The organism is Rhodoferax sp. RT4P68 (assembly GCF_056521305.1).
The window spans coordinates 23,420-37,691 of record NZ_JBWMBB010000020.1; the positions used below are offsets into that span (position 1 = coordinate 23,420).

Below are 14,272 nucleotides of genomic sequence, written 5' to 3' on the forward strand. Positions count from 1 at the left end.
GCAAGGAGAGCAGATTGCAGCCAACGCGAGAAGTCAGTCCGTCTTATTTCCATCAAGTTGTCGACTGCCAGTGGGCCTGCCCCGCCCATACCCCCGTCCCGGAATACATCCGGCTGATTGGCCAGGGTCGCTATGCCGACGCCTACATGGTCAACTGGGTGTCCAACGTCTTTCCCGGCATCCTCGGTCGCACCTGCGATCGGCCCTGCGAGCCTGCGTGTCGCCGAGGCCGGGTCGAGCAGGGCGCGGCCGGCACACCCGAGCCGGTGGCGATCTGCCGCTTGAAGCGCGTGGCCGCCGATATGAAGGGTGACGTGGCGCAGCGCATGCCGGCGGTGGCGCCGCCCAACGGCAAGCGCGTGGCCTGCATCGGCGCCGGTCCGGCGTCGCTGACGGTGGCGCGCGACCTGGCCCCGTTGGGCTACGAGGTGACGCTGTTCGATGCCGAGGCCAAGGCCGGCGGCTTCATCCGCTCGCAGATCCCACGCTTTCGGCTGCCCGAGGAGGTGATCGATGAGGAGACCGGCTATGTGCTGGACCTCGGTGTGCGCTTGCGCAGTGGTGAGCGCATCGATTCGATGGGCGCCCTGCTGGCGCAGGGGTACGACGCGGTCTTCGTCGGCTGCGGCGCGCCGCGCGGGCGGGATCTGGATCTGCCGGGCCGGCGCGAGGCGGCAGCGCAGATCCACCTGGGCATCGACTGGCTGGCTTCGGTCTCGTTCGGGCACGTCACCCGGATCGGCAAGCGGGTCATCGTGCTGGGCGGCGGCAACACGGCGATGGACTGCTGCCGCTCCGCGCGCCGCCTGGGCGGCGAGGACGTGATGGTGGTCGTGCGTAGCGGCTTTGAAGAGATGAAGGCCTCGCCCTGGGAAAAGGAGGACGCGCAGCATGAAGGCATTCCGTTCCTGAATTTCCACGTGCCCAAGGCGTTCGAACACGAGGCGGGCCGACTGACCGGCATGCTGTTCGAGCGCGTGCGCGCCGAGCGCGACGGCCAGGGCCGGCGCCACCTGGTGCCCACTGGCGAGCCAGACGTGCGCATCGCGTGCGACGAGGTGCTGATCGCCGTGGGCCAGGAGAACGCCTTTCCATGGATCGAGCGTGACTGCGGTATTGCGTTCGATCGCCATGGCCTGCCGGTGCTGCATGGCGACAGCCTGCAGTCCAGCCTGCCGCGCGTGTTCTTTGGCGGCGACGCGGCGCACGGGCCCAAGAACATCATCACGGCCGTGGCGCATGGCCATGCGGCGGCGGTCTCGATCGACCGCTTTCTTCATGGCGAGGATGTGCAGCGCCGCCCGGCGGCGGTCGGCAACCTGGTGTCGGCCAAGATGGGCATCCACGAATGGAGCTATGACAACGCCACATCGCACGAGCGGCGCTTCCCGGTGCCATGGGAACGGGCGGAGGTGGCGCTGGCCAGCATTCGGGTGGAGGTGGAACTGGGCTTCGATGCTGCCACCGCATTCAAAGAGGCCAGCCGCTGCCTCAACTGCGATGTGCAGACCGTGTTCACCCAGGAGGCCTGCATCGAATGCGATGCCTGCATGGATGTCTGCCCGATGGACTCCATCAGCTTCACCGCCCCGGGTGACGAGGCGGACCTGCGCACGCGGCTGAAAGCACCGGCGTTGAACCTGGCGCAGGACTTGTACGTCTCGGCACCACTGAAGACCGGGCGCGTCATGGCCAAGGACGAGGACCTGTGCCTGCACTGCGGGCTGTGCGCCGAACGCTGTCCGACCGGCGCCTGGGACATGCAGAAGTTCGTGCTGCAAACGCCCCCGGCCGGCGCCGGCTGTCGCGATGCGGCGATGCCGCAGGCGGAGGCGGCATGACGCAGCAACACACGGCGCAGCAACTCACGGCGCAGCAACACACGGCGCAGCACCACACGGCCCCGCGCATCGAGGCGGTGAACGATTTCGTCGTGAAGTTCGCCAACGTGAACGGGTCGGGCTCGGCATCGGCCAACGAACTGTTCGCCAAGGCCATCCTGCGGATGGGCGTGCCGGTCAGCCCGCGCAACATCTTTCCCAGCAACATCCAGGGCCTGCCGACCTGGTATGAGGTGCGCGTGAGCGAGGCCGGGCACCTGGGTCGGCGCGGTGGCATCGATCTGATGGTGGCGATGAACCCCCAGACCTGGGACGACGATGTGGCCGAGATCGAACCGGGCGGCTATCTGTTCTACGACAGCACGCGGCCGCAACCGGCCGACAAGTGGCGCAGCGACATTTCGGTCATCGGCATGCCGCTGACCGAGATCGCCAACGCCGTGTACGCCGATCCGCGCCAGCGCCAGTTGTTCAAGAACATCATCTACGTGGGGGCGCTGTCGGTGCTGCTGGGCATCGAGGCCGAGGTCATCGAGCAACTGTTCGTCGAGCAGTACAAGGGCAAGGAAAAGCTGCTCGACTCGAACAAGCGCGCCTTGCACCTGGGCCGTGACTTCGCGCGCGAGCACCTGGAAGCGCCGCTGCCAATCTGCGTGCGCCGCGCCGACCAGGTGGGCCAGCGCATCTTCGTGGATGGCAACAGCGCCGCGGCGCTGGGCTGCGTGTATGGCGGGGCGACGGTCGCGGCCTGGTACCCGATCACGCCGTCGTCATCGGTTGCCGAGGCTTTCCAGAGTTACTGCGCGCAATACCGCGTGGAGGCCGAGACCGGCTTGCACCGTTACGCGATCGTGCAGGCCGAGGACGAGATCGCCTCGATCGGCATGGCGGTGGGCGCCGGGTGGAACGGCGCGCGCGCCTTCACCGCTACGTCTGGCCCCGGCATCTCGCTGATGACCGAGTTCATCGGCCTGGCCTACTTCGCCGAGATCCCGGTGACCATCATCAACGTGCAGCGCGGCGGCCCTTCCACCGGCATGCCCACGCGCACGCAGCAGGCTGACATCCTGGCCTGCGCCTATGCCTCGCACGGCGATACCCGGCACGTGCTGCTGCTGCCGCAAGACCCGACCGAGTGCTTCGAGCACGCGGCGGCCGCGCTGGATCTGGCAGACCGTCTGCAGACCCCGGTGTTCGTCATGAGCGATCTGGACATCGGCATGAACCAGCGGCTGTGCCAGCCCTTCGCCTGGGACGACGCGCGGGTGTACGACCGCGGCAAGGTGATGACGGCGCAAGAGCTCGAAGCCGGCCGCGACTTCGGCCGCTACAAGGACGTGGACGGCGACGGTATCGCCTGGCGCACCTTGCCCGGCACGCACGCGAGCCGAGGCAGCTACTTCACGCGGGGCACGACGCGCGACGCCTATGCGCGCTATTCCGAACTCGGGCCGGATTACATCTACAACGTCGAGCGGCTGCAGCGCAAGTTCCGCACAGCGGCCAACCTGGTGCCCGCGCCGGTGGAGCGGCCGGCCGCGGAGGCGACGCGGTTCGGCGTGCTGTATTACGGCTCGACCAGCCCCGCCATGGACGAGGCGCTGCAGGTGATGGCGGCCCAGGGCGTGCACGTGGATGCCATGCGGCTGCGGGCCTACCCGTTTGCGGACAGCGTGGCGCAGTTCATCGCGGCGCACGACCAGGTATTTGTCGTGGAGCAGAACCGCGACGCGCAGATGCGCAGCCTGCTGGTCGACGCCTTCGACATCGACCCGGCGCGGCTGGTGCGCGTGTTGCACTTCGATGGCACGCCGATCACTGCCCGCTTCATCGTCAGCGCGGTCACCGGGCGCCTGCCGCGCCATGGCGCCGCCACGTTGCCCCATGGGTCGGAGGCTTGCGCATGACCTACCTGGCCAAACCCCGGCTGCACCACCCCAGCCTGGCGAAGAACAAGGTCGGCTTCACGCGCCGCGACTACGAGGGCAAGATCTCCACGCTGTGCGCCGGCTGCGGTCACGATTCGGTGTCGGCGGCGATCATCCAAGCCTGCTGGGAGCTCGACATCGCGCCGCACCGGGTGGCCAAGCTGTCGGGCATCGGCTGCAGTTCCAAGACGCCGGACTATTTTCTCGGCGCTTCGCATGGCTTCAACACCGTGCACGGGCGCATGCCCTCGGTGTTGACGGGCGCCAACTTGGCCAACCGCGAGCTGCTGTACCTGGGGGTGTCAGGCGACGGCGATTCCGCCTCCATCGGCCTGGGTCAGTTCGCCCACGCCATGCGACGTGGCGTGAACATGGTCTACATCGTCGAGAACAACGGGGTCTACGGGCTGACGAAGGGCCAGTTCTCCGCAACGGCTGACGCCGGTTCGCGCAGCAAGAAGGGCGCGGTCAACCAGGACAGTGCGATCGATCTCGTTGGGCTGGCGCTGCAATTGGGCGCATCCTATGTCGGGCGCGGCTTCTCGGGCGACAAGGCGCAGCTGGTGCCGTTGATCAAGGGGGCGATCGGCCACCGCGGAGCAGCCTTCATCGACGTGGTGAGTCCCTGCGTGGCGTTCAACAACCACGCGGGCAGCACCAAGAGCTACGACTACGTGCGCGAGCACAACGAGGCGGTCAGCCGCATCGACTTCATCGCACCGCAGGCCATGACGCATGCCGAGCCGGCACCCGGTGAGCTGCTGCGGCTGCCGCAGCCGGATGGCTCGACGCTGCAGTTGCGCAAGCTGCACGCTGACTACAACCCGCGTGACCGGGTCGCCGCTCTGCATGCGGTGCTGGCGCGCCAGGCCGACGGTGAGTTGCTGACGGGCTTGCTATACGCCGAGGCCGATGGTGCAGAGCTGCACGACATGCACCACACGGTGTCCGCTCCGCTCAATGCTCTGGACGCGCGCAGTTTGTGCCCCGGGGCGGCAGTGCTGGGCGGCATCAACGCGGCGTTGCGCTGAGGGTCGGCGCGTCAGGCGCCGGTGGAGTCGCCGGAGGGCTCACGCGAAGGCGCCGGTTCAGGTGCACCCCGGGACGTCCTCAGCGCGGTGTGGAACGCGCGCGTGCCCGGGTCATGGCGGCCTCGACGACTGCCCGCCGCGCGGCAGCACGGTCAGGCACGGCCTCCTTTGCCGCAAGCGCCGGCAATGCGGCACCGGAGAAGGCTGGCTCCGAGCGGGCCTCGGCGTTGCCGTGGGGCGCTGTGTGCAGCCTTTGCTGGTGAATGGCATAGCGGGCACGTGCGTGATCCGCCTGTTGGGCCGACCAGGCAGCCCATCCGGAATGCCCGCCCGAGACGGGTTCCATGACGATGCAGTCGACAGGGCAGGCCGGCAGGCACAGGGCGCAGCCCGTGCAATGCACCTCAATCACGGTGTGCATGCGCTTGGCGCTGCCGATGATGGCGTCGGTGGGGCAGGCATTCAGGCACAGGGTGCAGCCGATGCACCAGTCCTCGTCGATGAACGCGACCTGGCGCGGCTCTTCACGGCCGCAACTGGGGTCAAGCGCAAGCAGCGCCTCGCCCGTCAGCGCCGCCAGCCGGGCAATGCCCTCAGCACCGCCGGGAGGGCAGCGATTGATGGCGGCCTGGCGCGTCGCAACGGCCGAAGCGTATGCGGCGCAATCGGGGTAGCCGCAACGCGTGCACTGCGTCTGCGGCAGAGCGTCGAGGATGCGCTCGTCCAGCGTTCGCATGGGCGCGCGCAAAACGCGCTCAGGCGTTTGCTGCGGTCTTCTTGGCGCTGGCCGTGGCGCGGGGCCTGGCCTGCCGGACCTTGGCAGCCGCAGGGGCGAGTGCAGGTGCGGCTGCTGCCGTCTTGGCGATGGCCGGGCGCCGGGCCGTGGAAGGCTTTGCACCCTCGTTGTGCGCCAGGATGAAGGAACGCACCTTGGGGTAGACCATGTCGCGCCAACGGCGGCCACTGAAGATGCCGTAGTGGCCTGCACCCGCGACTTCGTAGTGCTCCTGGTCAGCCTTGTCGATCCCGGTGCACAGGCCGTGGGCGGCGGCGGTCTGGCCAGATCCAGAGATGTCGTCCAGTTCGCCTTCGATCGTCAGCAGGGCGCAACCCTGGATGTCCTGCGGTTGCACCAGTTCGTACGTGCCCTTGGGGCTGCGCACTTGCCAGGTGCCGCGCACCAGCTTGAACTCCTGGAACACGGTGGAGATGGTTTCGAGGTAGTAATGCGCGTCCATGTCGAGGACGGCGTTGTACTCGTCGTAGAACTTGCGATGGCTCTCGGCGCTAACGTCGTCGCCCTGCAACAGGTGCTCAAAATAGTCGTAGTGGCTTTTCGCGTGGTGATCGGGGTTCATGGCCACGAAGCCGGCGTGCTGCAGGAACCCGGGGTAGACGCGACGGCCCGCGCCCGGGAAGCCCTGCGGCACCCGGTAGATGACGTTGTTCTCGAACCAGTCGTAGCCCTTGTTCATGGCCAGGTTGTTGACCGCAGTCGGCGACTTGGTCGCGTCGATGGGGCCGCCCATCATGGTCATGGACAGCGGCAACTGCTCGCCGCGCGAGGCCATCAGCGAGACAGCAGCCAGCACTGGCACCGTGGGCTGGCAGACACTGATCACATGGCAGTCGCCATAGATGCCCTGCAGGTGGCGGATGAACTCCTGCACGTAGTTGACGTAGTCGTCCAGGTGGAATTCGCCTTCGGACAACGGCACGAGGCGCGCGTTCTTCCAGTCGGTGACGTAGACCTTGTGGTCACCCAACATGGTCTTGACGGTGTCGCGCAGCAGGGTGGCGTAGTGGCCCGACAGCGGCGCCACGATCAGCACAGGCGGCTGGCCCTTCAACTTGGACAGCGTGCCGGCGTCGTCGGTGAAACGCTTGAAGCGCCGCAACTCGCAGAACGGCTTGTCGAGCTCGACGCGCTCGTGGATGGCCACTTCGACGCCATCGACGCTGACCGTTCTCAGCCCGAAGCTTGGCTTCTCATAGTCCTTGCCCAGTCGATAGAGCAGGTCGTAGGCCGCAGCAACGCGCTGCGCGAAGGGGTTTCTGCCCAGCGGCGACGCCGGGCTACCGAACATCTTTGAGGTGGCGTTCGCGAATTCCGCAAAGGGCTCCATCAGAGAGCGCTGGGTTTCGTAGATCTGGTAGAGCATCGCAGCGTTGTAAATTGGTTATGTTGCAGTGCAGCAATATAGCAGCTGCACGTTGAGTTGGCATGCATGAATACACCGACAACCGGTGCTTCCTACGGCCGGTGTATCCCGCCGCCTACACTGCGCCCCCATGAACGCACAAGCTGCATGCTAAACGGTCTCTGGCTTGGTTTTTTCGTGGCGGCTGCAGCCTGCGCGTTCTGGCGCTGGCTGGTCGGGGGTGATGCCACGGTGTTCGCCGCCATGGTGGAAGCCCTGTTTGCCATGGCGCGGCTGTCGGTCGAGGTCATGGTGCTGCTGTTCGGCACATTGACGCTCTGGCTGGGCTTTCTGCGCATTGCCGAGCAGGCCGGGCTGGTGGCCTGGCTGGCCAGGCTGCTGGGGCCCTTGCTGTGCCGGCTGATGCCGCAGGTGCCGCCGGGTCACCCGGCGCTGGGGCTCATCACGCTGAACTTTGCCGCGAACGCACTGGGTTTAGACAACGCTGCCACGCCGATTGGCCTGAAGGCCATGCGCTCGCTGCAGGAACTCAACCCCAGCACCACAGTGGCCAGCAACGCGCAGATCCTGTTCCTGGTGTTGAACGCCTCGGCGCTCACGCTATTGCCGGTCAGCATCTTCATGTACCGCGCGCAGCAGGGCGCGCCGGACCCTACGCTGGTGTTCCTGCCGATCCTGCTGGCCAACGCGGTGGGCACGCTGGCGGCGTTGCTGGCGGTGGCCTTTGCGCAGCGCATACGCCTGTGGGACCCGGTGGTGCTGGCCTACCTGCTGCCCGGCTGCCTGCTGTTCGGCGGCTTCGTCGCACTGCTGGCGGGGCTGTCCGCGGCGGCGCTGGCGAGTTTGTCCTCGCTACTGGGCAACCTGACGATGTTTTCGCTGGTGCTGTTGTTCATCGTGGCCGGTGCCGTGCGGCGTGTGCCGGTGTACGAGGCGTTCGTCGACGGCGCCAAGGAAGGTTTTGATGTCGCCCGCAGCCTGTTGCCCTATCTGGTCGCCATGCTGTGTGCCGTAGGCGTGTTGCGTGCTTCGGGTGCGCTGGACGTGGTGCTCGATGGCCTGCGCTGGCTGGTCGGTCTGGCGGGGTGGGACACGCGCTTTGTCGACGCCATGCCGACGGCCTTGGTCAAGCCGTTCTCTGGCAGCGCGGCGCGCGCACTGCTGATCGAGACCATGCAGACCTCGGGCGTGGACAGCTTCGCGTCTCTGTTGGCCGCCACGGTGCAGGGCAGCACCGAGACGACGTTCTACGTGCTGGCGGTGTATTTCGGCGCGGTGGGCATTCAGCGCGCGCGGCACACCGTGGCGTGCGCCGTGTTCGCCGACCTGGCCGGAATCCTGGCCTCGATCGGCGTGTGCTACTGGTTCTTCGGCTGAAACAACAACGCCGCGTCAAAGCGCGGCGTTCAGGAGGGTGAGGCGGGGTCAGACCACCTTGGCGATCGCTGCGCAGACGTAGTCGATGTTCTTGCTGTTCAATGCGGCCACGCACATGCGTCCGGTGTCGGTGCCGTACACGCCGAATTCGCTGCGCAAGCGCACCATCTGGTCTTTGCTGAGGCCAGAGTAGCTGAACATGCCGACCTGGGTGGTGATGAAGCCCATGTCCTGCTGCACGCCGGCGCTCTTGAGCTTCTCGACCAGCAGGCCGCGCATCTGCTTGATGCGCACGCGCATGCCGGCCAGTTCTTCTTCCCACAGCGCACGCAGCTCGGGCGTGTTGAGCACGGCAGCGACCACGGTCCCACCATGGATTGGCGGGTTGCTGTAGTTGGTGCGGATCATGATCTTGAGTTGGCTCAGCACGCGGGCGGCCTCTTCCTTGTCCTGGCACAGCACCGACAACGCGCCCACGCGCTCGCCGTACAGGCTGAAGCTCTTGCTGAACGAGGTCGACACGAAGAACGACAGCCCCGCGGCGACGCACTTGGCGACGGCAGCGCCGTCTTCGGTGATGCCTTCGCCGAAGCCCTGGTAGGCCATGTCCAGAAAGGGCACGAGCTGGCCGGCCTTGAGCACGTCGATGACCTGGTCCCATTGCGCGGACGAGAGCTCGTAGCCGGTCGGGTTGTGACAGCAGGCGTGCAGCACGATGACGGTGCCGGGCGCCGCCGCCTTCAAGTCGGCCAGCATGCCGTCGAAGTTGACGCCGCGGTTGGCTGCGTCGTAGTACGCATAGGTTTCGACCACGAAGCCGGCCTGCGTGAACAGCGCGCGGTGGTTTTCCCAGCTCGGGTCGCTGATCAGCACCTTGGCACCGGGCTTCAGGTGTTTCAGGAAGTCGGCGCCGATTTTCAAGCCGCCTGTGCCGCCGATCGCCTGGATGGTGGCGACGCGACCGCTCTTGACGGGCTCGCTATCGGCCCCAAATACAAGGTTTTTCACTGCGCTGTCATACGCGGCGATGCCATCGATGGGCAGGTAGCCGCGGGCCTTGGGCGCTTCCATCATGGCCTTTTCGGCCTTCTGCACGCATTCGAGCAAGGGCAGCTTGCCGGCATCATCGTAGTAGACGCCGACGCCAAGGTTGACCTTGTTGGGGTTGGTGTCGGCGGCGAACTGCTCGTTGAGGCCCAGGATCGGGTCGCGCGGTGCCATCTCGACGGCGGTGAACAAAGACATGAGGGTTCCTGAAGAGGGTTGTCGCTAGCGGGGAGGGCCGGGCTGCGCTAGCCTATCGGGCTGCCCTAGCGTGGCTGTCGAACGGCGGGCCACGGCCTTGCGTCAAATTTTAAGCACTACTGTCACAAGATCGGATTCATATGTCGGAACTCCACGCGGCGCCAACGGAAGAGAAAAAGGGCGAGTTCATCCGCTTTCCGGATTCCCCGTTCGAGCTGTTCATGCCGTATCCGCCTGCCGGCGACCAGCCCGAGGCCATCGCACAGCTCGTGGAAGGCTTGCGCGACGGTGAGGTGTTTCAGACGCTGCTGGGCGTGACGGGTTCGGGCAAGACCTTCACCATGGCCAACGTGATCGCCCGTATGGGGCGGCCGGCCATTGTGTTTGCGCCCAACAAGACGCTGGCCGCGCAGCTGTACAGCGAGTTCCGCGAGTTCTTTCCGCACAACGCGGTGGAATACTTCGTCAGCTACTACGACTACTACCAGCCCGAGGCCTACGTGCCGCAGCGCGATCTGTTCATCGAGAAAGACTCGGCGATCAACGAGCACATCGAGCAGATGCGCCTGTCGTGCACGAAAAGCATTCTGGAGCGGCGCGATGTGCTGATCGTGGCCACGGTGTCGGCCATCTACGGCATCGGCGAGCCGGAGAGCTACCACCGCATGATCATGACGCTGCGCGCCGGCGACAAGTTGGGGCAGCGCGAGGTGATCGGCCAGTTGATCCGCATGCAGTACCAGCGCAACGACCAGGACTTTTCGCGCGGCAAGTTTCGGGTGCGCGGCGACACCATCGACGTCTTTCCGGCCGAGCATTCCGAGGTGGCGATCCGCATCGAGCTGTTCGACGACGAGATCGAGTCGCTGCAACTGTTCGACCCGCTGACGGGGCGCATCAAGCAGAAGATTCCGCGGTTCACCGTGTACCCCAGCAGCCACTACGTGACGCCGCGCGACAAGGTGCTGACGGCGGTCGAGACCATCAAGCTCGAACTGGCCGATCGGCTCAAGGAGCTCGTCGGCATGGGTAAGCTGGTCGAGGCCCAGCGGCTGGAGCAGCGCACGCGTTTTGACCTGGAGATGCTGAGCGAAGTCGGCCATTGCAAGGGCATCGAGAACTACACGCGGCATTTGTCGGCCTCGTCCCCAGGCGATCCACCGTCGACGCTGACCGACTATCTGCCCAAGGACGCGCTGATGTTTCTGGACGAGAGCCATGTGCTGATCGGCCAGCTTGGCGCCATGTACAACGGCGACCGTTCGCGCAAGACCACGTTGGTGGAATACGGCTTTCGCCTGCCCAGCGCGCTGGACAACCGGCCGCTCAAGTTCGAGGAGTTCGAGCAGCGCATGCGCCAGGTGGTGTTCGTCTCCGCCACGCCAGCCGACTACGAGAAGACCCACGCCGGGCAGGTGGTGGAGCAGGTGGTGCGCCCGACCGGCCTGGTCGACCCGCAGGTCGAGGTGCGGCCCGCCGTGCACCAGGTCGACGATGTGCTGCAGGAGATCCGGCTGCGCGTGGAGCGCAACGAGCGCGTGCTGATCACGACGCTGACCAAGCGCATGGCCGAGCAGCTGACCGACTACCTGGCGGACAACGGCGTCAAGGTGCGCTACCTGCATTCGGACATCGACACGGTGGAGCGCGTGGAAATTCTGCGTGACCTGCGGCTGGGCAGCTTCGACGTGCTGGTGGGCATCAACCTGCTGCGCGAGGGGCTGGACATTCCCGAGGTGTCGCTGGTCGCCATCCTGGACGCGGACAAGGAGGGCTTTCTGCGGTCCGAGCGTTCGCTGATCCAGACCATCGGGCGCGCAGCGCGCAACCTGGAGGGCCGGGCCATCCTGTACGCCGATCGCATCACGGACTCGATGCACAGGGCCATCGGCGAGACCGAGCGGCGCCGGACCAAGCAGGTCGCCCACAACCTGGCGCAGGGCATCACGCCGCGCAGCATCGTCAAACAGGTGCGCGACCTGATCGATGGCGTCTACAGCGAAAAGAGCGGCCGCGAGGCGGAGCGGCTGGAGCAGGCCGCCACACAGCGCGCCAAGGTCGAGGACATGAGCGAGAAAGACATTGCCCGGGAAATCAAGCGGCTTGAAAAGGCGATGTTGGAGCATGCCCGCAACCTGGAATTCGAGAAGGCCGCGCGGGTGCGTGACGAGCTGACGAAGTTCAAGACGCAGGCGTTCGGGGCGGGCGGCGGTGACAACCTGCCGGCTGCCGCATGACCTTTGTCCAGGGAGTACCCGACGAAATCAATCGGGATTACTGCTATACTTGAGTTAATTTATCGGGAACAAAAAGCGCATCAAGAAGTCCATCGGTTGAGGGCTCAAGCCGCTGACCATCGAAGGTTGGAAGCAGGTGAAAAGCGCGTCGGTCACTGGTTCGACCCGGGGCTGGCTTCAACGGTAGGTCAAAGCAGATTAAGGAGCTTGTGATGCGTCTCACGACCAAAGGCCGCTTTGCGGTGACAGCCATGATCGACCTGGCCCTGCGCCAGAACAATGGGCCGGTGACGTTGGCGGCGATCAGCCAACGCCAGCAGATTTCCTTGTCGTATCTGGAGCAGCTGTTCGGCAAGCTGCGCCGCCACGATCTGGTCGAGTCGACCCGTGGCCCTGGTGGTGGCTACACCCTGGGCCGCAAGGCGGCAGACATCACGGTGGCAGACATCATCGTCTCTGTGGACGAGCCGATCGACGCGACGCATTGCGGGGGCAAGGAGAATTGCCTGGGCGATGCCGGCCGTTGCATGACGCACGAATTGTGGGCATCTTTGAACGCCCGCATGGTCGAGTTTCTCGATTCCGTCACCTTGCAGAAACTGGTCGAAGACCAGTTGGCCAAGGGTGTGCAGGTCGAGAGCAAGCCCATGATCAAGCGTGCCATTTCGCCTGTGCCCGTGGTCAAGCCGATCCGTGTCAACGCACCGAATTCGGTGTTTGCCCTGGGCAACGTGTTTGCCAAGTCCTGAAACTACTTCGAAGCCAGCCGCCACTGAGAGCTAGCCAATGGATACCACGCCCCACTTTCCCATCTACATGGACTACAGCGCCACCAATCCCTGCGACGAGCGGGTGGTGGACGCCATGATTCCCTGGCTGCGCGAGCATTTCGGTAACCCTGCGTCGCGTAGCCATGCCTGGGGCTGGGAGGCGGAGGCCGCCGTCGAGAAGGCGCGCGAGCATGTCGCAGCGCTGGTCGGGGCCGACCCGCGCGAGATCGTATGGACGTCGGGTGCGACGGAATCCAACAATCTGGCGCTCAAGGGGGCCGCGCAGTTTTATAAGGGAAAAGGTCGCCACATCATCACGGCGAAGACCGAGCACAAGGCCGTGCTGGATACCTGCCGTGAGTTGGAGCGCCAAGGCTTCGAGGTCACTTATTTGGACGTGCAAGAGGACGGTCTGCTGGATCTGGCGGTCTTCGAGCAAAGCATCCGCCCGGACACGATCTTGGCCAGCGTGATGTTCGTGAACAACGAGATCGGTGTGATCCAGGACATCGCCGCGATCGGTGAAATCTGCCGTGCCAAGGGCGTGGTGTTTCACGTCGATGCGGCGCAGGCGACGGGCAGGGTGGACATCGACCTGGCAGCGCTGAAGGTCGACCTGATGAGCCTGACTTCGCACAAAACCTATGGCCCCAAAGGCATCGGGGCGCTCTACGTACGCCGCAAGCCGCGCATCCGCATCGAGGCGCAGATGCACGGTGGTGGCCACGAGCGTGGCATGCGTTCGGGCACGTTGCCCACGCACCAGATCGTCGGCATGGGCGAGGCCTACCGCATCGCCAAGCTGGAGATGGCCGAGGAAAACAAGCGCATCAAGGCTTTGCATGACCGCATGCTGGATGGCCTGAAAGACATCGAGCAGGTGTTCATCAATGGACACGCCGACAAGCGGGTGCCGCACAACCTGAACATGAGCTTCAATTTCGTCGAGGGCGAGTCGCTGATCATGGGCATCAAAGGTTTGGCTGTGTCCAGTGGTTCAGCCTGTACCTCGGCCAGCCTGGAGCCCAGCTACGTGCTGCGCGCGCTCGGCCGCAGTGACGAGTTGGCGCACAGCAGCCTGCGCATGACGATCGGCCGCTGGACGACCGAGGCCGAGATCGACTACGCCGTGCAGACCATTCGCCACAACGTGAACAAGCTGCGCGAACTCAGCCCACTTTGGGAAATGTTCCAGGACGGCGTGGACATTGCTTCGATTCAGTGGACGGCGCACTGACGCCGCCTCGACAGACAGGAGTTGGAAATCATGGCTTATTCTGAAAAAGTGGTAGACCACTACGAGAACCCGCGCAATGTGGGTTCGTTCGACAAGGGTGACGAGACCGTCGGCACCGGCATGGTGGGTGCGCCTGCCTGCGGTGATGTGATGAAGCTGCAGATCAAAGTGAACCCGGAGACCGGCGTCATCGAGGACGCACGCTTCAAGACCTACGGCTGCGGCTCGGCCATCGCCTCGTCGTCGCTCGTGACCGAGTGGGTCAAGGGAAAAACGCTGGCCGAAGCGGCCTCGCTGAAGAACAGCCAGATCGCCGAAGAACTGGCGTTGCCGCCGGTCAAGATCCACTGCTCGATCCTGGCCGAGGACGCTATCAAGGCGGCGGTCGACGATTACCGTAAGAAGCACGGAGCCGATCAAGCTCAGGAAGCCCAGGTGCATTGA

General features: G+C 65.2%; 11 protein-coding genes. 8 read left to right on the forward strand and 3 right to left on the reverse strand.

Annotated elements, in window-relative coordinates:
• The first annotated feature begins 14 nt into the window (after positions 1 to 14).
• The 3 genes from AC099J_RS29435 to AC099J_RS29445 are packed head-to-tail and all read left to right on the forward strand — an operon-like array spanning position 15 to position 4,800.
• Positions 15 to 1,841: an FAD-dependent oxidoreductase gene (locus tag AC099J_RS29435; protein ID WP_479618874.1), complete on the forward strand. Its 1,827-nt coding sequence runs from the start codon at positions 15 to 17 to the stop codon at positions 1,839 to 1,841.
• On the forward strand, positions 1,838 to 3,748 hold the full coding sequence (locus AC099J_RS29440; RefSeq protein WP_479618875.1) for a 2-oxoacid:acceptor oxidoreductase subunit alpha: 1,911 nt from the start codon (positions 1,838 to 1,840) through the stop codon (positions 3,746 to 3,748). Before AC099J_RS29435 ends, AC099J_RS29440 begins: the two co-directional genes overlap by 4 nt.
• Positions 3,745 to 4,800 (forward strand): 2-oxoacid:ferredoxin oxidoreductase subunit beta, encoded by a 1,056-nt coding sequence (locus AC099J_RS29445; protein WP_479618876.1) that lies wholly within the window; start codon positions 3,745 to 3,747, stop codon positions 4,798 to 4,800. The genes AC099J_RS29440 and AC099J_RS29445 overlap by 4 nt, the downstream gene beginning before the upstream one ends.
• A 79-nt stretch (positions 4,801 to 4,879) precedes the next feature.
• Here AC099J_RS29445 and AC099J_RS29450 read toward each other — a convergent pair whose 3' ends face one another.
• Positions 4,880 to 5,536, reverse strand: a complete 657-nt coding sequence (locus tag AC099J_RS29450; protein WP_479618877.1) for an RnfABCDGE type electron transport complex subunit B — start codon at positions 5,534 to 5,536, stop codon at positions 4,880 to 4,882.
• A 19-nt stretch (positions 5,537 to 5,555) separates the two neighbouring features.
• The gene (locus AC099J_RS29455) at positions 5,556 to 6,962 is read right to left on the reverse strand and encodes a polyhydroxyalkanoate depolymerase (RefSeq protein WP_479618878.1); all 1,407 of its coding nucleotides are present in this window, start codon (positions 6,960 to 6,962) and stop codon (positions 5,556 to 5,558) included.
• A 147-nt stretch (positions 6,963 to 7,109) separates the two neighbouring features.
• On the opposite strand from AC099J_RS29455, the gene AC099J_RS29460 reads away from it, so the two are divergent.
• Positions 7,110 to 8,339, forward strand: a complete 1,230-nt coding sequence (locus tag AC099J_RS29460; RefSeq protein ID WP_479618879.1) for a nucleoside recognition domain-containing protein — start codon at positions 7,110 to 7,112, stop codon at positions 8,337 to 8,339.
• 48 nt (positions 8,340 to 8,387) lie between these two features.
• Here AC099J_RS29460 and AC099J_RS29465 read toward each other — a convergent pair whose 3' ends face one another.
• The gene (locus tag AC099J_RS29465) at positions 8,388 to 9,584 is read right to left on the reverse strand and encodes an amino acid aminotransferase (RefSeq protein WP_479618880.1); all 1,197 of its coding nucleotides are present in this window, start codon (positions 9,582 to 9,584) and stop codon (positions 8,388 to 8,390) included.
• A 140-nt stretch (positions 9,585 to 9,724) separates the two neighbouring features.
• On the opposite strand from AC099J_RS29465, the gene uvrB reads away from it, so the two are divergent.
• The 4 genes from uvrB to iscU all read left to right on the forward strand — a co-directional run bounded on the left by uvrB (position 9,725) and on the right by iscU (position 14,272).
• Complete coding sequence (gene uvrB, locus AC099J_RS29470) at positions 9,725 to 11,821, forward strand: excinuclease ABC subunit UvrB (RefSeq protein WP_479618881.1); 2,097 nt, start codon at positions 9,725 to 9,727, stop codon at positions 11,819 to 11,821.
• A gap of 212 nt (positions 11,822 to 12,033) precedes the next feature.
• Complete coding sequence (gene iscR, locus AC099J_RS29475; RefSeq protein ID WP_479618882.1) at positions 12,034 to 12,570, forward strand: Fe-S cluster assembly transcriptional regulator IscR; 537 nt, start codon at positions 12,034 to 12,036, stop codon at positions 12,568 to 12,570.
• Positions 12,571 to 12,607: 37 nt separating this feature from the next.
• A complete protein-coding gene (locus AC099J_RS29480) occupies positions 12,608 to 13,828 on the forward strand; it encodes an IscS subfamily cysteine desulfurase (protein WP_479618883.1) in 1,221 nt (406 codons plus the stop codon).
• A 30-nt stretch (positions 13,829 to 13,858) separates the two neighbouring features.
• A complete protein-coding gene (gene iscU / locus AC099J_RS29485; RefSeq protein WP_479618936.1) occupies positions 13,859 to 14,272 on the forward strand; it encodes a Fe-S cluster assembly scaffold IscU in 414 nt (137 codons plus the stop codon).